18 protein-coding genes are annotated in these 21,689 nt (G+C 73.0%); 6 read left to right on the forward strand and 12 right to left on the reverse strand.

Going from position 1 to position 21,689, the window contains the following annotated elements; translation table 11 throughout:
- Positions 1-36 precede the first annotated feature (36 nt).
- Both ACWED2_RS02825 and ACWED2_RS02830 read right to left on the reverse strand, forming a co-directional pair.
- Positions 37-678: a DUF4129 domain-containing protein gene (locus tag ACWED2_RS02825; RefSeq protein WP_449688723.1), complete on the reverse strand. Its 642-nt coding sequence runs from the start codon at positions 676-678 to the stop codon at positions 37-39.
- Positions 672-1,856 (reverse strand): hypothetical protein, encoded by a 1,185-nt coding sequence (locus ACWED2_RS02830; RefSeq protein ID WP_449688724.1) that lies wholly within the window; start codon positions 1,854-1,856, stop codon positions 672-674. The genes ACWED2_RS02825 and ACWED2_RS02830 overlap by 7 nt, the downstream gene beginning before the upstream one ends.
- Before the next feature lie 250 nt (positions 1,857-2,106).
- On the opposite strand from ACWED2_RS02830, the gene ACWED2_RS02835 reads away from it, so the two are divergent.
- Positions 2,107-3,129 (forward strand): neutral zinc metallopeptidase, encoded by a 1,023-nt coding sequence (locus ACWED2_RS02835; RefSeq protein ID WP_449688725.1) that lies wholly within the window; start codon positions 2,107-2,109, stop codon positions 3,127-3,129.
- Here the strand turns inward: ACWED2_RS02835 and ACWED2_RS02840 are convergent.
- Complete coding sequence (locus tag ACWED2_RS02840; protein ID WP_449688994.1) at positions 3,122-3,556, reverse strand: hypothetical protein; 435 nt, start codon at positions 3,554-3,556, stop codon at positions 3,122-3,124. The two genes, ACWED2_RS02835 and ACWED2_RS02840, sit on opposite strands and share 8 nt — an antisense overlap.
- Positions 3,557-3,637: 81 nt before the next feature.
- Entirely contained in the window at positions 3,638-4,717 is a 1,080-nt protein-coding gene (locus tag ACWED2_RS02845) for a potassium channel family protein (RefSeq protein WP_449688726.1), read from the reverse strand.
- 79 nt (positions 4,718-4,796) lie between these two features.
- On the opposite strand from ACWED2_RS02845, the gene ACWED2_RS02850 reads away from it, so the two are divergent.
- Positions 4,797-5,165, forward strand: a complete 369-nt coding sequence (locus tag ACWED2_RS02850) for a DoxX family protein (RefSeq protein WP_449688727.1) — start codon at positions 4,797-4,799, stop codon at positions 5,163-5,165.
- Between the two features lie 117 nt (positions 5,166-5,282).
- Here the strand turns inward: ACWED2_RS02850 and ACWED2_RS02855 are convergent, their stop codons facing one another.
- A complete protein-coding gene (locus tag ACWED2_RS02855; protein WP_449688728.1) occupies positions 5,283-8,522 on the reverse strand; it encodes an ATP-dependent helicase in 3,240 nt (1,079 codons plus the stop codon).
- A gap of 195 nt (positions 8,523-8,717) precedes the next feature.
- The gene (locus tag ACWED2_RS02860) at positions 8,718-11,891 is read right to left on the reverse strand and encodes an ATP-dependent helicase (protein ID WP_449688995.1); all 3,174 of its coding nucleotides are present in this window, start codon (positions 11,889-11,891) and stop codon (positions 8,718-8,720) included.
- 172 nt (positions 11,892-12,063) lie between these two features.
- Here ACWED2_RS02860 and ACWED2_RS02865 point away from each other — a divergent pair, with 172 nt between their 5' ends.
- Together ACWED2_RS02865 and ACWED2_RS02870 are read left to right on the forward strand one after the other, a co-directional pair.
- Entirely contained in the window at positions 12,064-12,387 is a 324-nt protein-coding gene (locus ACWED2_RS02865) for an MGMT family protein (protein WP_449688729.1), read from the forward strand.
- Between the two features lie 28 nt (positions 12,388-12,415).
- Complete coding sequence (locus ACWED2_RS02870) at positions 12,416-13,270, forward strand: siderophore-interacting protein (protein WP_449688730.1); 855 nt, start codon at positions 12,416-12,418, stop codon at positions 13,268-13,270.
- Here ACWED2_RS02870 and ACWED2_RS02875 read toward each other — a convergent pair.
- Together ACWED2_RS02875 and ACWED2_RS02880 are read right to left on the reverse strand one after the other, a co-directional pair.
- On the reverse strand, positions 13,267-14,076 hold the full coding sequence (locus tag ACWED2_RS02875; protein WP_449688731.1) for a uroporphyrinogen-III synthase: 810 nt from the start codon (positions 14,074-14,076) through the stop codon (positions 13,267-13,269). The two genes, ACWED2_RS02870 and ACWED2_RS02875, sit on opposite strands and share 4 nt — an antisense overlap.
- The gene (locus ACWED2_RS02880) at positions 14,069-15,037 is read right to left on the reverse strand and encodes a helix-turn-helix transcriptional regulator (RefSeq protein ID WP_449688732.1); all 969 of its coding nucleotides are present in this window, start codon (positions 15,035-15,037) and stop codon (positions 14,069-14,071) included. Before ACWED2_RS02880 ends, ACWED2_RS02875 begins: the two co-directional genes overlap by 8 nt.
- 63 nt (positions 15,038-15,100) lie before the next feature.
- On the opposite strand from ACWED2_RS02880, the gene ACWED2_RS02885 reads away from it, so the two are divergent.
- Positions 15,101-15,499: a DUF3224 domain-containing protein gene (locus tag ACWED2_RS02885; protein ID WP_449688733.1), complete on the forward strand. Its 399-nt coding sequence runs from the start codon at positions 15,101-15,103 to the stop codon at positions 15,497-15,499.
- A 9-nt stretch (positions 15,500-15,508) separates the two neighbouring features.
- Entirely contained in the window at positions 15,509-16,609 is a 1,101-nt protein-coding gene (locus tag ACWED2_RS02890; protein WP_449688734.1) for a DNA glycosylase AlkZ-like family protein, read from the forward strand.
- 350 nt (positions 16,610-16,959) lie between these two features.
- On the opposite strand, the gene ACWED2_RS02895 is transcribed toward ACWED2_RS02890, so the two are convergent.
- The 4 genes from ACWED2_RS02895 to nirB form a co-directional block, all read right to left on the reverse strand.
- On the reverse strand, positions 16,960-17,622 hold the full coding sequence (locus ACWED2_RS02895; RefSeq protein WP_449688735.1) for a DUF4097 family beta strand repeat-containing protein: 663 nt from the start codon (positions 17,620-17,622) through the stop codon (positions 16,960-16,962).
- 103 nt (positions 17,623-17,725) lie between these two features.
- Positions 17,726-18,829: a uroporphyrinogen-III synthase gene (locus tag ACWED2_RS02900; RefSeq protein WP_449688736.1), complete on the reverse strand. Its 1,104-nt coding sequence runs from the start codon at positions 18,827-18,829 to the stop codon at positions 17,726-17,728.
- Positions 18,826-19,170 (reverse strand): nitrite reductase small subunit NirD, encoded by a 345-nt coding sequence (nirD, locus tag ACWED2_RS02905; protein ID WP_449688737.1) that lies wholly within the window; start codon positions 19,168-19,170, stop codon positions 18,826-18,828. Before nirD ends, ACWED2_RS02900 begins: the two co-directional genes overlap by 4 nt.
- Positions 19,167-21,689 carry a nitrite reductase large subunit NirB gene (gene nirB, locus ACWED2_RS02910; RefSeq protein ID WP_449688738.1) on the reverse strand — a complete coding sequence of 841 codons (2,523 nt, stop codon included), beginning with the start codon at positions 21,687-21,689 and terminating at the stop codon, positions 19,167-19,169. Before nirB ends, nirD begins: the two co-directional genes overlap by 4 nt.

Below are 21,689 nucleotides of genomic sequence, written 5' to 3' on the forward strand. Positions count from 1 at the left end.
CCGCCTCCGCGGGAAAGAGCACGTCGGCGGTGGTGCTCACGGGGCCGCCATGGCGACCGGCCGCTCCCGGCGGCAGCGTTCGTCCAGTTCGGACAGAGCCTGGTACGCCGCTTCGGTGCCTTCGCGACCGCCGTAGTGGACGTCGTCGAAGAGCCGGGCGCCCCGCCGCAGCTCGTCCGCGACGTTCGGCAGCAGCACCCCGGCTTCGGCGGCGGCCTCGTCCGCGGTCCGGCCGGAGCGGGTGTCGAGCAGCGCGCGTTCCTCCAGGCCGCGCACGACGGCGCGGAACCGGTCGCGGACGGCGTCGTCGAACCGGCCCGCGGCGGCGGCTTCCGCGGCCGCGCGGCGGTAGTCGGCCGCGCTCTTGCGCTGCCCGCCGAAGACGACGCGGCCGGCCCGCGCCGAGCGGGCGACTTTACCCGTGCGCAGCCGGATCACCACGACGAGGACGATCAGCAGCGCGACGAGCAGCACCACCCCGAAGATCCCGCCGGGAAAACCCGAGGACAGGCTGTTCAGCAGCTTCTCCAGCTGCTCGCCCAGCCACTGGCCGATCTGCTGCAGGAAGCCCGGCCGCGCGTCCCGGTACTTCGGGTCCGACAACTCCTGCTCGGCGGCACGGCGGGCCGCGTCCCGGTCGATGTCGACCGGGACGTCACTCAGCCGGAACGTCACCATGCCTGGGGCGGCTGCACCCCGGCGGCGCGGGCCAGCTCGATGTCCATGCCTTCGCGGCGCATCCGCTGGTCGAGGTAGACGATCACGGTGACCAGCGCGACGAACGGGATCGAGATGGTGCCGGCGATGATCTGCCCGGCCGACGCCAGCAGCAGGTCGCCGGTGTTCGGCACGGTCACCTTGGCCGGGTTGAACATCTGGCTGAACATGCCGCTGCCGAGGGTGAACGGCAGCTGGATGATGCTCTCGAAGAACGACTCGATGATCCGGGCCAGCAGCAGCACGCCGAGCACCCGCCAGAAGGCACCACTGACCAGCTTGACCGACCGGGAGAACGCGTCCTTGAACGTCCCGCGCTCGAGCACCAGCGCCGGGGCGGCCAGCGCCCAGAACACCCAGGCGAGCACCCCGGGGACGATGCAGAGCATGACGCCGATGGTGCTGAGGAGCGCGTAGACGAACGCCACGCCCAGCAGCGGCAGCAGCCGCGGCTGCACCTCGCGCCAGGCGATGCCGAAGGTGACCTCGCGGCCCAGCGCGGCACGGCTCATCACCGCGGCCATCAGGCCCGCGGTGACGGTCAGCAGGAACGTCGAGAGCAGCGACGAGGAGATCAGCACGAGGAAGGTGTCGCCGAACGTGCCCAAGACGGCGTTGCGGACCTCCTCGTCGGTCGCGGCGGGGCCGAACTGAGCCGTGGTGGCGAGGCCCGCCAGGTTCGCATACAGGTACTTCTGCATGACGAACGTGATCGCGGCGGTGACCACCGACACCACCACGCCGATGCCGAGCACCAGCAGCGCGTGCCGCCGGATCGCGGTGATGGCGCCGTCGAGGATGTCGCCGATGTTGAGCGGCCGCAGCGCGATCACGCCGGGCCGGCCCAGGCCGTTCGGGTTCCAGCGCGGCTGGTACTGCGGCTGCGGCGGCTGGCCGGTGAACGGCGGCAGCGCGTCCGGCCGGTAGGACGGCCCGTGCTGCCAGCCCGGCGGCGGGGTCGGCGGAACGGGCTGCGCGTCCGGCGCCTGCCAGCCCCGCGGCGGCGTCGCCGGTGACGCGGCGTGATCTTCGGGCCGCTTGGGCTCACCCGATCCGGGGGCGGGAGCCTGGGGCACGCCCTGGCTCGGAGTCGGCGTGTCGGCGCCCTCGCCGCCGGGCGCGCCACCGGTGTCTGTCATCGAAGCCCCTCGCCTGCAGTACCTGGTCGGCAACACTCTTCCAGAGCCACTTGCACCCGGCCAGACCTGGGGTGACGTCGGTGCGTCGTGACGCGGTGCGCACGGACGGGTGCGAGACGACCCATTCCCCCGATATGCTGAATGGCGGGATCGGGTACCCCCGGTCCGTACCGAGACCCTTCGGGACTGCCTAGTGACGCAACCGCCCCCCGGCCAGGTACCGCCCCGCGGAACCGTCCAGCCGCCGCCGGTGCCGGATGCGCAACCGGATCTCCCGTGGCTGGGCCGTCCGCACACCGTGTCCGCACCGAAGCGCCGTTCGCCGGCGGCGGTGGTCGGCGTCTGCCTCGGCGCGGTGGCCGTGCTGGTGCTCGGACTGGTCGCGATCGTCGCCCTCAACCGCGACGACACCCCGCTGGCCAACCCGAACCTGCGTGACGTCCCGTCGTCGCAGGACGTCCCCCCGCAGCAGCTGCCGCCCGGCGGCGCGGGTGCCCCGGCCTCGGCGTCGAACCCGGCGACCGAGCCGTCGGCGCCCAGCGCGACCGGCCCGCAGAAGGTCCTCAAGCTGGCCGACCACCCGATCCTGCAGGACCCGAACGCCGGCCTGCAGAACCGCGTCTGCACGCTGCCGGCCTGGCAGAGCACGCAAGCGGGCGCGGAAGCGTTCTTCACCGCCGCCAGCAAGTGCCTCGACGCCGCGTGGGGCCCGTTCCTCGAGGCCTACCACCTGCCGTTCACCCCGCCGTCGCTGCACTTCCCGACCGGCGCGAGCTTCGAAACCGAGTGCGGCACCATCCAGGTCGGCATCGCGACGGCCGCGTACTACTGCGAAAACAACCTGTACGTCCCGTTCCGCGGCCTGCAGACCGACCAGTACGGCAACAACCCCGGCGTCTACCTGGCTCTTTTCGCCCACGAGTACGGCCACCACGTGCAGGAGGTCGCCGGCCTGATGGACGCGGCCTGGCAGAAGATCTACGAGGCGGGCCAGAACAGCCCGGCCGGGCTGGAGATGTCGCGGCGCAAGGAGCTGCAGGCCCAGTGCTTCTCGGGGATGTTCCTCGGCGCCCACGTCGACCAGGGCGGCACGATCAGCCGCGACATGTACAACAAGGCCTGGAACGACCAGGAGACCCGCGGCGACAACACCTCCCGCAGCCACGACCACGGGACGAACGCGCACTACGCGTCCTGGTGGCGGGCGGGCGCGACGAGCAACCGGATCGCCGACTGCAACACCTTCGCGGCGCCGTCGTCCGAGGTCAGCTAGCGGTTTTGGGGCCGGCTGTTCCGCGTCGCAGCGGGATGCTCAGCCAGAGGTAGACGAACATCCCGCCGGAGAAGCACGCGAACACCAGCAGCGCCAGGCCGAGCGGGCGGCGGGCGTCGGACGCCCCCATCGACGTGTCGGCGGCGTGGACGACGGCCGGGCCCTGGTCCGGCAGCACGTCCGGGACGGCGACCTCGACGCGTTCGCCCTGGCCGTGCCCGCAGCCGTCGAGGGTGCCTTCGTGGGCCTTCCCGGCGACGGTGAACTTCACGGTCTCCTTGGCGTCCGGCTTGTCGCACGGAGCCGGCTTGGTGACCTCCGCCTGCACGGGCGCGCCCAGGACTTCGCTGCCGATACCCAGCAGCCCGGGCCCGGCCAGCCAGGCGAGCAGCACGACGAGCACGCCCGCCGCGGCGGGGATCGCCACCGTGGGCCACGTGAGGGCGAGGGGTCGCGGGGGCACCTGGTCATGGTTCCAGATCCCGCGGGAGAAACCCAGGTGCCCTGGTCAGCGCTCGATCTTCTCCGCCTGCGTCACCTTCTTGACGTACAGCAGCTTGTCGCCCGGCTCGATGGCGTCGGCCTGCGGGGCGTCGACGCGGTAGAGCACGCCGTCGCGCACCAGGCCGAGGACGAGGTCGGACAGGTGCCGCGGCGATCCGCCCTCTTCGGACGGTTCGACCGCCCGCTCGGCGATCGCCAGGCCCGATTCGGGGGTCAGCAGGTCCTCCATGATGTCCACGACCAGCGGCGTCGACGTCGCCATGCCGAGCAGCCGCCCGGCCGTCTCGCTGGAGACGACGACCTGGTTGGCGCCGGACTGCTTGAGCAGGTGGACGTTCTCCGCCTCCCGCACCGACGCGACGATGTGCGCCTTGGGCGCCAGCTCGCGGGCGGTGAGCGTGACGAGCACCGCCGTGTCGTCGCGGTTCGGGGCGACCACGACCGCGCGCGCGTGCTGCACCGCGGCGACGCGCAGGACGTCCGACCGGGTGGCCGAGCCGTGCACGGCGACCAGGCCGAGCGCGCTCGCCGCGTCGAGGGCCTGCTGGTCGGTGTCGACGACGACGATCTGCCCCGGGGCGATGTTCTCGTCGCCGAGCAGCGCGTTGACGGCGGAGCGGCCCTTGGTGCCGAACCCGACGACGACCGTGTGGTCGCGCACCTTCGTCCTCCACTTCTGGATCTTGAACGCCTGGCGGGAGCGCTCGGTGAGCACTTCGAGGGTGGTCCCGACCAGGACGATGAGGAAGAGCACCCGCAGCGGGGTGATCACCAGGACGTTCACCAGCCGCGCGGACGACGTGGCGGGCGCGATGTCGCCGTAGCCGGTCGTCGACAGCGAGACGGTGGCGTAGTACAGGCTGTCCAGCAGGGACAGGCCGTCGCCGTTCGCGTCGCGGTAGCCGTCGCGGTCGACGTAGACGATGACCACCGTGGCGAGCAGCGCGAGCAGGGCACCGATGATCCGCTTGACGATCGAGCGGAGCGGGCTGACCGCCAGTTCCGGCATCCGCAGGACGCCGACGAGCTCGTGGTCAGGCCGATCGGTGAGACTGCCCAGCGGCAACCGTTTGAGGGCCTTCATGCTGGCTCGTGTCGAGCGTCACTCACGCCCGGAGGATAACCGAACCGGACACCGCGCCGCCGCGTGAAACGATGAGTTCATGGCAACCTCGCAACGGCCCGCGCACTTCCTCGCCGGCGTGCTGGGCACGATGGGCGTGCTGCACTTCGCCGTCCCCAAGCCGTTCGACGGCCTGATCCCGGCTTCGCTGCCGGGTTCCCGGCGCGCCTGGACGTACGGCTCGGGCGTGGCCGAGCTGGCAGTCGCGGCCGCCGTTGCGGCGCCCCGCACCCGCCGCCTCGGCGCCCTGGCGGCCGCCCTCCTCTTCCTGGGCGTCTTCCCAGGCAACGTCAAGATGGCAGTCGACGCTCGTCGAGCACCGGCCCCCCAGCGCGCGATGGCCTGGGCGCGGCTGCCGCTGCAGTGGCCCCTGATCGCCTGGGCTCTGAAAGTCCGCGACAACGCCTGAGCGCAAATCGGCATCTCGCGTGTCTGGAGGGGCATCACGCGTGTCTGAGCGGGCATCACCGCGATGCCCGCCTGATCACGCGAGATGCCCTTCCAATCACACGTGATGCCTCGCGGGTCACGCCTCGGGGAGGTCGCGGAGCAAGCCGCGAAGGGCATCTGGGGTCAGGAGGTCCGCCGGGCGGATCGTGCGGTTCGCGCGGACGTAGTGGAACGCCGCGCGGACCTGCTCCACCGGGACGTTCTTCAGCGCCGCCCAGGCCATCCGGTAGGCCGCCAGCTGGACCGACAGGGCCGGGATCCGGGACTCCGGCGGGACCGCTCCCGTCTTCCAGTCGACCACCGTCCAGCCGCCGTCGGGGTCGGCGAAGACCGCGTCCATGCGGCCGCGCAGGGTGATGCCTTCGACGTCCGCCGAGAACGTCACCTCCACCGCCACCGGAACCCGCGCGGCCCACTCGCTCTTCTCGAACTCCGTCTGGAGTTCCTCGAAGTCCGTGTCGGGGGCCTCGCCGAAGTCGGCCGCGCCCGGGAGGTCGTCGATCTCGATGAGCTGGTCGCCGGCGAACCGGCGTTCGAGCCAGCCGTGGAACTCCGTGCCGCGGCGGGCGAAGCTGTTGGGCTCCACCGGGAGCGGCCGGCGCAGGTCGGCGGCCAGCCGGGCGGCGTCGTCGGCCAGGGCGACCAGCTGGCTCACCGAAAGCCGCGACGGCAACGGCACCCGGTGCACGTGGTCGTCCTTGCGCGCCCACTCCTCCAGCAGGACGTCGGTGTCGGTCACCCAGCCGTCGGGATCGTCGGCTTCCTCTTCCTCGTCGGCAGCCGGCGCAGCCAGCGCCTCGGACACCAGTTCCACGCCGGTCTGCACGCCGGTGCGCCGGTCGCCCAGCGGGTCGACCGGCCAGCGCGCCGCCCGCGAGTCCGACACCAGCGGGTTCTCGTCGTCCTCGACCGGTTCCGGCGCCCACTCGGCGAGCTGCCCGGCGCCGGTCTCGCGCACGACGTCGGCGATTTCGGTGAGGAACTCCGACGGCCCCTTCGCCCGGCTGCTGCTTTCGTTCCACCAGTGCCCGGAGACGATCAGCGCGTGCTCGGACCGCGTGAGCGCGACGTAGCAGAGCCGCCGTTCCTCCGCCTGCTCCCGCTCGACGAACCCGGCTTCGTGCAGCTCCAGTCCTTCTTGGACTTCCTTCCGGTCGCACCCTTCGGCGATGTCCAGCGTGGGCAGGTCCTCGGCGTCACCGCGCAACTTCGCCGGCAGCGACGTCGCGGTCCGCAGCCACGACGACGACCGCCGCCGTCCGGGGAACACCTCGCGCACCAGGTGCGGCACGGCGACGACTTCCCACTCGAGGCCCTTCGCCGAGTGCACGGTCAGCACCTGCACGCGGTCCGGGACGACCTCCACCTCGCCCGGGGTGAGCCCGTCCTCGGCGTGCGCGGCGGTGTTCAGGTAGTCCACAAAGGACAGCAGGGTGGCCGTCGGCGCCGTCTCGGCGTAGTCGGTGACGACTTCGGCGAACGCGTCCAGGTGCGCCCGGCCCGCCGAGCCCGGCCGGGCCAGGGATTCGACGTCCAGGAGCATCGTGCGTTCGACGTCGGCGACCAGCTCCGGCAGCGACTGGTCCAGCCGCCGCCGCAGCGCCGCCAGCTCCCAGCCGATCCGCCGGATCCGCTTGAAGCCCTCCGCGGAATACCGCTCCGGGTCGCCGGGTTCGTCGATCGCGTCGATCAGCCCGGCCTGCTCGACCCGCTCGACGACCAGCTCCGGCGTGTCGGGCTTTTCGGGGCTGGACAGCTCGCCGGCCCGCCGCCACAGCGCCGCGACGTCGGCGGCCGAGAGCCGCCAGCGGGCGCCGGTCAGCAGCCGGGCCGCCGCACTCCCGGACAGCGGGTCGGCGAGCACCTTCAGCGTCGACACGAGGTCCGCGACCTCGGGCTCGTCCAGCAGGCCCCCGAGCCCGACCACCTCGACGGGCAGCCCGCGCGCCCGCAGCTCGGCGGCGATCGGGGCCATGTCGGCGCGGCGCCGCACCAGCACCGCGGCGGTCGGCGGCTTCCCGGCCTGCTCCTGGTGGGCGTACCAGCGCCGGGCCAGTGCGTCGGCGACCCACGCGCGCTCGGCGCGGATGTCCGGCAGCAGCGCGCACGCGATGTCCGCGGGCCCGGCGCCTTCGCGCGCCCGCAGCCGTTCGACGCCGAGACCGCGGGCGCGCAGCGGTTCGGCGATCGCGTTCGCGAGCTCCAGGATCTCCGGCGGGTTGCGGAAACTGGTGAGCAGCCCGAATTCGTGCGCGGGGACGAGCCGTTCGCCGTCGAAGCGCGGGAAGTCCGTGGTGAACCGGGGCAGGTTGGCCGCGCTGGCGCCGCGCCAGCCGTAGATGGCCTGCGCGGGGTCGCCGACGGCGGTGACCGGCATCGGCGGGTTCTCGACGCCGCCGAACAGCGCGCGCAGCAGGACGCGCTGGGCGTGTCCGGTGTCCTGGTATTCGTCGAGCAGGACGGCGCCGTAGCGCTCACGCTCGCCGCGCACGACGGATGGATAACCGCCGGCCAGCTGGGCCGCGAGGGACATCTGGTCGGCGAAGTCGAGCGCGCCTTCGTTGCGCTTGCGGCGGTGATAGTCGTCGACGAGCGGCAACAGCGCGAGCCGGAAGTGTTGCGCCGCCATGATTTCGGTGAGCTTCTGCGGCAGCGCGACCCGCTGTCCCTTGGCGCGCGGGGCGTTTTCGATGACTTTGCACAGCCAGGTGGTGTACTCGGCGAGCTGCTCGGTCGAGACGAGGTGCTCGCCCAGCTCACCGGCCAAGGCGAGCAGGTCGGCGGTGACGGTCGGGGGGACGCGGTCGGTGTCGAGCTCTTTGTCCCAAGTGGACACTACCCGGTGGGCGATCTGCCACGACGAGGTTTCGGAGAGGAGCCGGACGCCGGGCTGGACCGGGAGGCGGAGACCGTGTTCGGACAGCAGGCGCCCGGCGTAGGCGTGGTAGGTCAGGACGGTGGGCTCGCCGGCGACGACGGTGGAGCGCAGGCCGCCGGTCGGGTCCAGGCGGTCGAGCAGGCCGGACCCGGCGAGGCGGCGGAGCCGGGCGCGGACGCGTTCGCCGAGCTGGCGCGCGGCTTTGCGGGTGAAGGTGAGGCCGAGGACGCGGTCGGGGCTGACGATCCCGTTGGCGACGAGCCAGACGACCCGCGCGGCCATGGTTTCGGTCTTCCCGGCCCCGGCCCCGGCGACGACGAGCGAAGGTTCGACGGGCGCGGCGATGACGGTCGCCTGTTCGGGGGTGGGCCGGTGCAGCCCGAGCGCATCGGCGAGTTCGGCGGGCTCGACGGGGTTGGCGACGAGGAGCGGGCTCACGGGCGCCCCTCGCCGCCGCCGGGCCCGGCCACTGCCGCTGAACTCACCAGATAGTTCACAAGGTTCGCGCCTGCCCGGCCTCGCCCGGTCAACGAACTCACCGGGTAGTCCATTGCCGGGCGTGAACTCACCAGATAGTTCATCGGCCGCACCCGGACCGACTCCGCTGCCACCCGAGCGAACTCACCAGATAGTTCACGGCCCTGGCACCTGCCGTCCCTCGGGCCGGAGCGGGCAGCACCCCCGCGCCGGGCAGCGGTCGCAGTCCGGGTTCTCCTGGGCCTGGTAGTCCGGTCCCGCCGCCGAGGCCGCCGCCTTCTGGACCAGCTCCAGCCACTGCTTGCCGCCCACCTCGTCGAGTGGCGGCTGCGACCGTTCCGTCGCCCCCGTCTTGTTGTTCGCCTTCGCCACGTACACCAGCCGCGCGCCGCCGGCCTCGGTGCGGCCTTCGATCGCCCCCAGCAGCACCGCCAGCTGGTACGCCGCTAACTGCGGGTGCGCCTCGGCCTCCGCTCCCGACACCGGGACCTTGCCCGTCTTGATGTCGACGATCACCGGCCGTCCCTCGGAATCGAGCTCCACCCGGTCGACCCGCCCGCGCAGCAGCACCCGGACCTCGTCCGCACCCCCGGCCGGCAGCTCGACCTCGATGTCCTGCTCGACCCCGGCTTCCTTCAGCTCCGCCCGGCTGCGCTCCAGCCACGTCGTGAAGTTCCGCAGCATCTGCTCGACCCGCCGCCGCTCGCGCCGGGAGAACCACGGCGCCCCCGCGTCGACGCGCACCCAAGCTTCGTCCAACGCCGCCTGCAGCTCGGCGTCGGTGCTGCCGGACGCGACCGCCTGGGCGAGCCCGTGCACCAGCGTCCCGGTCACCGCCGCCAGCTGGGCCGGGTCGCTGCCGCCGTGGCGCTCGATCATCCAGCGCAGCGGGCACTTCGCCAGGATTTCCACTGTGGACGGTGAGATCCGGATCAGGTCGCCCGGCGGGTGCACCGGCTCGTCGCTCGACGCCGGCAGCAGGCCGTACCACGTCGAAGGGTGCGCGCCGGGCACGCGAGCGTCGGCCAGCCGGGCCAGCTGCTTCGCCGCCCGGCGCCGCCGCGCGGGCTCGGCCTTGTCGTCGCACACGACCTCGCGCAGCTCCCCCACCAGCTCGGCGAGCACCAGCGACCGGCCCGGCGGCTTCATCCGCGAGTCGAGCCCGCCGTCGTCGGCGCCGTTCTCCTCCAGGTCGTCGAGGAAGCGGGACGGCTGCTCGTCCTCCCCCGACACCGCCGTGACCAGCAACGTCTGCTTCGCCCGGCTCATCGCGAGGTAGAACAGGCGCCGCTCCTCGGCGAGGATCGGCGCGGTCTGGGAGACGGCGTCGTCGTCGACCCCGGCCATCAGGTCCTTGAGCCGCTCCACGCCGAGCACGGACCCCCGCAGCCGCAGGTCCGGCCACGCGCCCTCCTGCACACCGGCGACGGCGACGACCGTCCATTCGCGACCGGCGGCGGCGTGCGCGGTCAGCAGTGAGACGCCGTCGGAGGGGACGGCGGCGGGTGCCAGGGTGTCGCCCGCGATCCGCTGCGCACCAAGGTAATCCGCGAAGGAAGCGACACTCGCCCGTGGCAGGCGGTCGACGTACCGGCCCGCGGCGTCGAACAGCGCCACGACGGCGTCGAGGTCGCGATCCGCCTGTGCTCCCAGCGACCCGCCGCGCTCGACCTGCTTCAGCAGCTTGTCCTGCAGCCCGCTTTCCCGCCACAGCTGCCACAGCACCTGCTCGACGCCCTCGCCGCGCGCCACCGCCTGGTGCGTCACGCGCAGCAGCCCGCCGACGCGCCGCACCGGCTCGGCTTCGGCGTCGGCGAGCCCGGCCAGGATGTCGCCGCCGCGCAACGCTTCCACGAGCAGCTCGTCGCTCGACCGCTGCCCGCCGCCGGCCAGCTCCAGCCGGCGCAGGCCGCGCCGCAACCGTCGCAGCGCCAGGGGATCCGCGCCGCCGAGCGCCGACGAAAGCAGCATTTCCGCGAGGTCGACGTCGAGGAGTTCGGGCGACGGCGCGAGCTTCAGCACAGCCAGCAGCGGCCGCACGGCGGGCTGCTTGGCCAGCGGCAGCTCCTCGGTCGCCGAGCCGATCGGGACGCCGGCCGCGCGCAAAGCTCGCTGCAGTACCAGGAAAGTCCGCGCGGGCGACCGGACGAGCACCGCGATCTCCGACCACGGCACGCCGTCGACGAGGTGCGCGCGGCGGAGCTGGTCGGCGATCCAGCTCGCTTCGGCGGCCGGGGTCGGCATCACCCGGACGCGGACGTTCCCGCCGGTGGCCCCCTTGGGGGGCAGGATCTTCCGGTGTGGCGACGCGCCCGGCAGCGTCGCGCCGATCTTCGCCACCGCGAGCCGGACGGCCGGGGCGAGCCGGTGCGCCGTGGTGAGCGTGACGGTCCGGCTGCCGTCCGGGTCGGCGTCGGCGAACAGGCTCGCGTCGGCGCCGCGGAAGGAGAACACGTTCTGGTCGGGGTCGCCGGCCACGACGAACTCGGCCGCGGTGTGCCCGATCACCCGGACCAGGCTGGTCTGCAGCGGGTCGAGGTGGTGGGCGTCGTCGACGAACAGGTGCCGCACCCGGGTGCGCTCGCGCATCCGCAGCTCGTCGTCGTCCTCCAGGGCGAGCAGCGCGGAGGTGACCAGCTCGGCGGCGTCCAGCGCGGGCGCGCTCGCCACGCCGAGTGCGTTGCCGCCCGCGCCCTGCAGCTGCGTGACTTCTTCGTACTGCGCCCAGAACTGCCCGGCGGCGATCCACTCCTCGCGCCCGCGGCGGCGGCCCAGCTCGGCGAGGTCCTCGGGGCCGAGACCGCGCTCGGCCGCGCGCATCAGCAGGTCGCGCAGCTCTTCGGCGAAGCCGGGGACCACCAGGGCGGGCCGCAGCTGTTCGGGCCAGTATTCGGCCCCTTCGTCGAGGTCGCCGGCCAGGAGTTCGCGGACCACGACGTCCTGCTCGGCGCCGGCGAGCAGGCGAGGCGGCGGGAGCTCTTCGGCCATCGCCTCCAGCCGCAGCAGCGAGTAGGCGTAGGAGTGCACCGTGCGGACGAGCGGCTCGCGGACCGTCCGGGGCAGCGGCCGCGCCAGGTCGGGGTCGGCGGTGAGGCGGCGCGTGATGTCGGCGCGCAGCGCGTCGGCGGACCGGCGGGACGTGGTGAGCACGAGCACGCTCTCCGGGTCGGCGCCCTCGGCGATGCGGCGGGTGGCGGCCGAGGCCAGCAGCGCCGTCTTGCCGGTGCCGGGGCCGCCGAGCACGCGGCGGAATCCGCTGGGTGCGGAGAGCACGCGCCGGGCGCCTTCGTCCCAGGTGAACGAGGGTGTGGCGGTGATCGGCGTGCGCACCAGCCGCGCGTCCGCCTGCGCCGTTCGCCTTCCGTTCACCCCGCGATGGAACCACGCCGGGTCCCCCGGGTGGCGCACCGGCACGGCTTAGCGGGGGTCCGTTCGGCGAAGGCGCCCGACGGTGCGGCGGACGGCCTCAAAAATGTCGGTGGTGTCCGGCACAGTAGGAACCATGGACGACGTTCTGCACGAGCGCGTGCGGGAGATCATCGAGTCGGTGCCGGCCGGCATGGTGGCGACGTACGGCGACATCGCGGCCCTCTCGGGGGCGCCGTCGCCGCGGCTGGTCGGCGCCATCCTGGCCGAGGACGGGCACGACCTGCCGTGGCACCGGATCCTGCGCGCGAACGGCACCCCGGCGCCGCACCTGGCGCACGACCAGCTCGAGCGACTGCGCGCGGAGGGCGTCCTGGCCGACGGCCAGCGCGTCGACCTGCGGAAGTACCGGTGGAAGCCGGACGGAGAGGAGGACAACGGGCCGGAAGGACTGTTCTGAACCGCTGCCATTAGGTTAGCCTGCCCTAATGACGACCCAGCTGGACCGCCCTGCCCTGACGTACCACCGGGCGCGGGTCACCGCCGTCCGGCCGGTCACGCCGCACCTGGTGCGCGTGACGTTCGCCGCGGAAAGCTTCCGCGACGTCCCGGCCGGGGCGCCCGACCAGTACGTCAAGGTGTTCTTCCCGCTGCGCGGACAGGAAGCGCCGGTGCTGCCGGAGACCGGCTCCGACGTCATGTCCTGGTACCGGACGTACCTGGCGATGCCGGACGCCGTCCGCCCGCCGATGCGCACGTACACGGTCCGGGCCCACCGCCCGGAGGCCGCGGAGCTCGACGTGGAGTTCGTCCTCCACGGTGACGACGGGCCGGCCTCGGCGTGGGCGTCGCGGGTGGCACCGGGCGATCGGGTGGTGTTCACCGGGCCGTACGGGCTGTACGCACTGCCCGCCGGCTGCGACTGGCAGCTGCTGGTGGGCGACGAGACGGCGCTGCCGGCGATCGGCGCGATCATCGAGCAACTCCCGCCGGGCGCGCGGGCTTCGGTGTACGTCGAGCTGGCGGACCGCGCGGACCGGCAGGCGTTCGAAACGCGCGGCGCGGTGGAGATCCACTGGATCGTGCGCGGTGCGCGGCCGCCGGGCGAGGCGTTGCTGGAGGCGCTGCGTGGGGCGGCGTTCCCGGGCGGGACGCCGTACGCGTGGGTGTCCGGCGAGGCGGGCGTGGTGAAGTCGGCGCGGCGCCACCTGGTGCGCGAGCGCGAGGTGGACAAGCGGCTGATCTGCTTCACGGGCTACTGGCGGCAGGGGATGAGCGAGGAAGCGGCCGCCCGCGAGGCGGTCCGGGCCGCGGAGGCGGGCGAGGCGCGGGCCGGCGACTAGGCCGTCCCGAGCCGTGTGACCAGCAGCTTCACCAGCGCGCCCAGGCGCTGGCGATCCGGCTGCAGCGTCTCGATGCCCGCCGCCTCCAGCGGGGCGGCCGTCACCGGGCCGACGCAGGCCACCGCCAGCGGGCCGCGCAGGGCCGCCAGCAGCTCGTCGTAGTGGCCGGACGTGCGGGCCAGCGCCAGGAAGTTCGCCGCCGCCGGGGCGCTCGTGAAGGCGAGTGCGTGCAGCTCGCCCGCCACGGCCGCGTCGATCAGGTCGTGGACCGGCGTCACGTCCGGCGGCGAATGCCAGCGGTACGGCTGCAGCTCCACCAGGGAAGCGCCGGCCCGCACCAGCGGGTCCGTGAGCTCCGGCAGCCTCGTTCCGTGCAGCTGGACGGCCACCCGCTCGCCGTCGATCCCGGCCGCGGCCAGCGCCCCGAACAGCTCGGCGTTCGACTCCGAGGCAGCCGAAAAGGACTCACGCAGACCGGCCCCGCGGACCGCGCCGACCGCCTTGGGGCCGCGGGCGTAGATCCGGGACTCCCCCAGCGCCGCCACGAGCCGGTCACGCAGGTTCCAGCCTTCGGCCGCGCCGAGCCAGCCGCGGAAGCCCGCGCCCGTCGTGACGACCGTGAACCCGATCGGGGCCGCCAGCACGGCTTCGGTGCCCGCACGCAGCTCGGGATCGCTGTCCAGGGGCACGATGGTGATCGTCGGCGCGTGCCGGACCTCGGCGCCGTAGCGCTCGAGCGCCCCGATGAATTCGCCGGCTCGCCGTTCGGCCGTGACCCCGATGGCGATGCCGCTCAGCTCACCCATAGAACGTGCCCATCTTCTCGATCGCTTCGGCCAGCTCCGCCCGGAGGTCCGCCGGTGCCAGGACCTCCAGGTGCGGCCCGAAGCGGAGCAGCTCGCCGATGGCCGGTTCGCCCGGCTCCACCGGCAGCTCCACGGTGAGCCAGCCGTCCGCGTCGGGCTCGTTGCGGCAGTCGCGCAGGGCGCGGGCGCCGACGGAACCTGCGTAGAACGGTACGAGAGCCTGCGCCCGTGGCGAAAGGCGCACCACCGCGACGCGCGGGTACATCCGGCGTTCGAACTGCTCGGACCACTCCTGCCAGTACCGCGCGAGGTCGAAGCCGGCCGGCCGCTCGAACACCTCGCCGAGGTCGGTGAGCTCCAGCACCCGCGAAATCCGGTACGTCCGGTCGGTGCCGTCGCAGCGCCCGGCGAGGTACCAGTTGCCGGCCTTGAGGATCAGGCCCAGCGGTTCCAGCTCCCGCTCGACGACCCGCTGCCCCCAGCGTTCGTAGCGGATCCGGATCCGGCGCGACGACCACACGGCGTCGGCGACCGCCGAGAGCGTCGGCAGGCTTTCGATGCCCCGGTGCCAGCCGGGAACGTCCAGGTAGAAACGCTCGGCGACGCGGCCGGCCCGATCGCGCAGCTCGGCCGGCAGCGCCGCGTACAGCTTGAGCTGCGCCGCCGCCAGCACCGTGCCGAGCCCGAGCTCGGCGGCCGCCACCGGCAGGCCGGCCAGCGACAGCGACTGCGCCTCTTCCTCGGTCATCCCGGTGAGCCGGGTGCGGTAGCCGTCGACCAGCCGGTAGCCGCCGGTGCGGCCGCGATCGGCGTACACCGGGACGCCGGACGCCGAGAGCGCGTCGATGTCGCGGTAGACCGTCCGCACCGAAACCTCGAGCTCTTCGGCCAGCTCCTCGGCCGTCATCCGGCCGCGGTTCTGCAGCAGCAGGAGGACGGACAGGAGGCGGGCGGCGCGCATGGCCTCCAGTTTGACAGAAATACCTGACACAAGCTGACAGGTATGCCCGGCAGGGTGGTTCCCATGAACGCATTCACCACGAAGAACTGGGAAGAGAAGATCGTCAGCGGCACCGAGGGCAGCGGCCCGCGGGTGGCCTACGCGCACGCCACCTTCGCGTACGAAGGCGTCATCGAGGGTGAGTCGATCTGCGACCTTCTGCTGTACTACGCGGGCGAAGGGTACGACAGCGGCGAGACGACGTCGCCGTGCTTCGAACGCTTCGAAGGCAAGGTCGACGGTCGCGAAGGGACGTTCATCGTGCGCCACGAGTACACGTTCGACGCCAAGGGCATCGCCTCGACGTTCACCGTCGTCCCCGGCTCGGGCACCGGAGAGCTGGCCGGGCTCACGGGCCGCGGCACCGCCGGCGGTGCGCTGGGCGAAGACAAGGTGGGCTACACCTTCGAGTACACGTTCTAGGAGCCGCACGTGGACCGCCGTCAGGTACTCGCCTACCGCATCGCCGAGCACGGCCTGCACCGCTCGGCGCGGGACGTCGCCGACCTCGCCGTCGTCCGGGCCGGGCTGCAGGACAGCATGCGCGACACGGCGTTGCTCGCGCTCGTGGCCCGGCTCGACGGCCCGGTTTCCCTGGAGGACGATCGGCTCGTCCTGGCCTGGACGCTGCGGGGCGCGCCGCACTACCACCTGCGTCCGGACCTGCCGGAGGCGATCCGGGCGCTGGTGCCGCTGGACGACGCCGACGCGCTGGCCCGGATGTTGTGGCAGCGCAAGGAAATGGCGGCGACCGGGCTGGCCGCGACCGAGGTGGTGTTCACCGCGGCCGCGGCGCTGCGGAAGGTCGTGACGAAACCGATGACGAAGGGCGCGGTCTCGACGGCGGTCACGAAGGCGCTGCCGCCGTCGTTCTCGCGGTGGTGCCGGGGGTGCAACGCGACGCACATCCAGGAGCAGCTGATGCGCATCGCGGCCCCGCTCGGCGGCGTCCGCCTGGTGGCCGGCGTCTCCCCGGCGACGCTGGCCCCGCTGGAGGGCCGCGGCCGGCTGCGGAAGACCCCGGATCCGGCGGCGGCGACGGCGGTGATCGAGCGGTACCTGCGGCTCAACGGCCCGGCCTCCCCGGGCGACGCGGCGGAGTTCGCGGGCACGGCCCGGGCGGTGGTCGACCGGACGTGGCCCGCGGACCTGGTGGCGGTGGACGTCGAGGGCAAGACCCGTCACCTGCCGGCGGACCGGCTCCCGGCTTTGGAGAACCCGCCGGAGCCGGACGTGGTGCGCCTGCTGCCCCCGCTGGACCCGTTCATCCAGGCACGCGACAAGGCCCTGCTGGTGCCGGACCCGTTGCGGCGCAAGGAAGTCTGGAAGATGCTGGGCAACCCGGGGGTCCTGCTGGCCGACGGCGACATCGCGGGAACGTGGCGCGCGAAGAGCAGCGGCGCGAAGCTGACGGTGACGCTGACGCCCTTCGACCCGCTGCGCCCGGCGGCCCGCGAGGAGGCCGAGGCCGAGGCGGCCCGCCTGGCGGCGGCACGGGGCTTCGAGAAGCACGCGATCACGTGGGCCGGCTGACGTCGCCCTGGGCGCGCCCGGCAGCGCAGCCGCAGGGCTGCCCGGCCACGCCCGCCGGCGCTGCCGCAAGGTCGGCCGACCACACCCACCAACGCAGCCGCAGGACCGGCCAACCATAACGGCCAGAGCAGACGCAACGCGTCCGACCACGCCCGCGGGGGCGCCCCCCGAATTCCACGCTACCAGCGGGCACCGACAATTCCGCTCGCCGAAAGGTGTGCCACACCCCGGCCCGCGGGGGCGCCCCCCGTTTTCCACTTTACCGGCAGGCACCGACAGTTTCGGTCGATCCCAAGTGCCCCAATGTGGTTGCCGCGGACGCGAACACCACATCGGGGCACTTCCCGCCTTCACAGGCTGTGGGCGTCGATGTCGCCGTAGGACGTGGTCGCCTGGATGGTCAACCCCGCCGTTCCCTCGTTCTTCAGCGCGTTGCGGATCCGGCCGTACGTCGTGCCCGCGTCCAGCGACGCCGAGACGCCGGCCGCCGCGCCGACCGTGATGTCGCCCGCCTGGGTGCTCAACACCAGGTTGCCGCTCGACGCCTCGGCGATGCGGATGTCGCCCTTGCCCGTGGTGATCTGGGCCGGGCCCGTCAGCCTGCCGACCGAGACGTCACCCGCGTGGGCTGTCAAGCGCAGGCTCGCGGCCTCGTCGAAGACCACCTCGCCGTGGGCGCCCGACACGGTGACGTCACCGAGGCGTCCGACGCCCCGCAGCGAAACGCTCGCCGCCTTGGCCTCGACCGACGAGCCCTCAGGCAGCGAAACCGTCACGTCGACGGCTCCGGACGGGCCGAAGTACTGGTTGCGAGCCTCGAGCGAAATCCGCAGGACCCCGTCGCCGAAGGTCACGGAGGCCTCCGAGGCGGCCTTCACGTCGCGGCTCTTCGCCGGGTCGGCGGGCAGGACCTCCACGACGGTGTCCGAGCGGTGCGAAGCGGCGAACCGGACGCGGCCGGCGGGGATCTCGAGAACGGTGGCGATCGGGGCGGGGGTGGCGAAGTTCTGCATCGGATTCTCCTTGACGAAGTGGGTTTCTCGGTGTGAGAACCACTTTCGCCGGGCCCGCTGACACCGGAAGGCCACCGCACTGACACGGCCCCTGACACCGCCGTCAGGCGTCGACGGCCAGCCGATATCCCCGCTTCACCACCGTCTGGACCACCTTCCCGCCGCCCAGTGACGTCCGCAGCCGCCCGATCGCCGTCTCCACCGCGTGCTCCTCGCCGCCCCCCGGCAGCGCCGAGATCAGCTCGCGCCGCGACACCACCCGCCCGGGCGAGGCCGCCAACGCGCGCAACAACGCCATCGGCGCCGGGGCCACTTCGCACCACTCGCCGTCCACGATGGCCGCCTGGCCGCGCAGCTCGATCGACCGCCCACCCGCGCGCAGCCGGGGGGAGCGGGCCACCAGGGTCTCCGCCACCGTGCGGGCCAGTGCGCCGATCCGCGCGCGGTGGGGCTGGACCGTCGGCACCCCCAAAGCGGCCAACGGGCCGGCCGTGATGGGGCCGACGCAGGCCGCCACCACCGGGCCGGACAGCGCCGTGACCAGCCCCGGCAGCCGGCCCGTGCGCCGGGCCAGTGCGATGAGCGACGCCGCCGCCGGCGCGCTGGTGAACGGCAACGCGTGGATCGAGCCGTCCAGGACGCCGTCCAGCAGCCGGTCCACCGGGCCCGGGTCGACCGGGCCGACCCAGCGGTACACCGGGATCTCGATCACCTCGGCGCCGGCCGCGCGCAGCGTGTCCACGAAGTACGGCAACGGCTCCCCGTGCAGCTGGACCGCGATCCGCAGCCCGTCGACCCCGGACGACAGCAGGTGCTGCAGCAGTTCCGCATTGCTCTCCGACGCCGGTGAGTACGACTCCGACAGCCCGGCCGCCCGCAGCGCGCCGGTCACCTTCGGCCCGCGGGCCAGCAGCGACGCCGAAGACAGCCGGTCCAGCAGCGTATCCCCCAGCCCCCAGCCTTCGGCCGCTTCGAGCCAGCCGCGGAAGCCGATGCCGGTGGTCGCGACGACCGCGTCCACCGGCGAGGACAGCAACGCGGTGGTCGCCGCGTGGAGCTCGGTGTCGTCCGTCAGCGGCACGATCCGGATCGCCGGGCCGTACCGGACGCTCGCCCCCTTGCGCACCAGGAGCGCGCCGAGCTCGTCAGCCCGGCGCGCCGCGGTGATGCCGATCACGAAACCGGCCAGTGGGAGCACATCGCTCACGGGCTCTCCACTTCGACGACGCCTTCCCGCACGCGCACCTCGTACACCGGCACCGAAACGTCCGCGGCGTCCAGGCACTGGCCGGTCTCGAGGACGAACCGCTCCTTGTAGACCGGCGAAGCGACCACCGGGACGCCGTCCGCGTCGCCGACGATGCCGCGCGAGAGCACCGCCGCGCCGCTGCACGGGTCCCAGTTGGACAGCGCGTGGAACCGGTCGCCGGGCAGCCGGAAGATCGCCACCTGGACACCGCCGTCGAGCAGCGCGGCGACACCCGAGTACTCGGCGACCCGAGCGGCCGGGCAGATCGCCGTCCAGGTCCGTTCGATCGACGTCGTCATCGCCGCACCTCGCTGTTCGAAAACCCCGGAACTCCCAGCATGACGGGCACTTTCTGCTGCCGCTCCTCGCGGAACGAGATCGCCGGGTCGGGCGTCCCCGGCGCGTTGACGAACGAGGTGAACCGGGCCAGCTTCTCCGGGTCCTCGAGAACGCCCTTCCACTCGTCGGCGTAGTTGTCGACGTGCTTGGCCATCGCCGCGTCGAGGTCTTCGCAGATGCCGAGGGAGTCGTCGACGATCACCGCGCGCAGGTGGTCGAGGCCGCCCTCCATCTCCTCGATCCACGGCGCGGTCCGCTGCAGCCGGTCGGCGGTGCGCACGTAGAACATGAGGAACCGGTCGATCGTCCGGATCAGCGTCTCCGTGTCCACATCGGACACGAGGAGCTCGGCGTGCCGCGGGGTGGTGCCGCCGTTGCCGCCGACGTAGAGGTTCCAGCCGTTCTCCGTGGCGATGATGCCGAAGTCCTTGCTCCGCGCCTCGGCGCACTCCCGGGCACAGCCGGACACCGCCGACTTGAGCTTGTGCGGCGAGCGCAGGCCGCGGTAGCGCAGCTCCAGCTCGATCGCCAGCCCGACGCTGTCCTGCACGCCGTAGCGGCACCACGTCGACCCGACGCACGACTTCACCGTGCGCAGCGCCTTGCCGTAGGCGTGCCCGGACTCGAACCCGGCGTCGACGAGCCGCCGCCAGATCAGCGGCAGCTGGTCCACCGTCGCCCCGAACAGGTCGATCCGCTGGCCGCCGGTGATCTTGGTGTACAGCCCGAAGTCGCGGGCCACCTCGCCGATCACGATCAGCTTGTCCGGGGTGATCTCGCCGCCGGGGATCCGCGGGACCACCGAGTAGGTGCCGTTGCGCTGCAGGTTCGCCAGGTACCGGTCGTTGGTGTCCTGCAGGGTCATCTGCTCGCCGCCGAGCACGTGCCCGTTGCCGAGGGTGGCGAGGATGGACGCCACGGCCGGCTTGCAGATCGCGCAGCCGCTGCCCGAGCCGTAGCGGGCGATCAGCTCGCTGAACGTGCCGATCCGGGTGGCCTGGACGATCTCGAACAGCTCCGCGCGCGACTGCGGGAAGTGCTCGCAGACGGCCTTCGACTGCTCGACCCCGGCCGCGCTGAGCAGCTTGGACAGCAGCGGGACGCACGACCCGCAGGCGGTGCCCGCGCGGGTGCACGCCTTCAGCTTGGGGACGGTGTCGCAGCCGTCCTCGTGGATGGCCTGGGTGATCGCGCCCTTGGACACGGCGTTGCACGAGCAGATCTGCGCCGCGTCGGGCAGCGCGTCGACGCCGACCGCGGCGCCACCGCCCGCCGGGGCGAGGATCGCGCCCGGCTCGGCCGGCAGCGGACGGCCGACCAGCGCGCGCAGCGTGTTGTACTCGGTGGCGTCGCCGACGAGCACCCCGCCGAGCAGCGTCTTGCCGTCGTCGGTGACCACGAGCTTCTTGTACGTCCCGGCGACCGCGTCGTTGACGGCGACTTCCAGGGCGCCCTCGGTCGTGGCGTGGGCGTCACCGAAGGAAGCGACGTCGACGCCCATCAGCTTGAGCTTCGTGGACGTGTCCGGCTCCGGGAACGTCCCGGCCCCGCCGGTGAGCTGGGCGGCGACGATCTCCGCCATCGCGTACCCGGGCGCCACGATGCCGTACACGCGCCCCTCGACCGCGGCGCACTCGCCGATCGCGTAGATCGCCGGGTCGCTGGTGCGGCAGGACGCGTCGGTGAGGACACCGCCGCGCGGGCCCAGCTCCAGGCCGGACTGCCGGGCGAGGTCGTCCCGCGGCCGGACACCGGCGGAGAACACGACGAGGTCGACGTCGAGCTCGGTGCCGTTGCCCAGCTTGGCCAGCAGCCGGGAGCCGTCGGCCTCGATGGCGTCGGTGGACGTTCCCGTGTGGACGGTGACGTCCAGGTTGGTGATCAGCCGCCGCAGGAGCGAGCCGCCGCCCTCGTCGACCTGCAGCGGCATCAGCCGCGGCGCCATCTCGACGACGTGCGGGGACAGGCCCATGTCCCGCAGCGCCTTCGCGGCCTCCAGACCGAGCAGGCCACCGCCGATGACGACGGCCGACCGGCGGCCGCGGCCCGGCTTTTCGACCGCCGCCGCGCGGATCGCGTCGAGGTCCTCGATGGTCCGGTAGACGAAGCAGCCGTCCAGGTCGTGCCCGGGCACCGGCGGCACGAACGGCCGCGAGCCGGTGGCCAGCACCAGTGCGTCGTAGGAAACGACGTCGCCGGAGGCCGTGGTGACCGTGCGAGCGTCCCGGTCCACCGAAACCGCCAGCTCACCGAGCCGGAGGTCGACGTGCGGGTCGCCCGCGTAGTCCGAGCCCGGAAGCGCCAGCGAAGCCGGGTCCCAGGTGTCCACATAGGAGGTCAGCGCCACCCGGTCGTACGCCGGGCGCGGCTCCTCGGACAGGACGACGATGTGCCAGGTTCCAGAAGGGTCTTCCGCGCGCACCGCCTCCACGAGCCGATGGGCGACCATGCCGTGTCCGGCGACGACCAGGGTGGGCAT

The organism is Amycolatopsis sp. NPDC005003 (assembly GCF_053600695.1).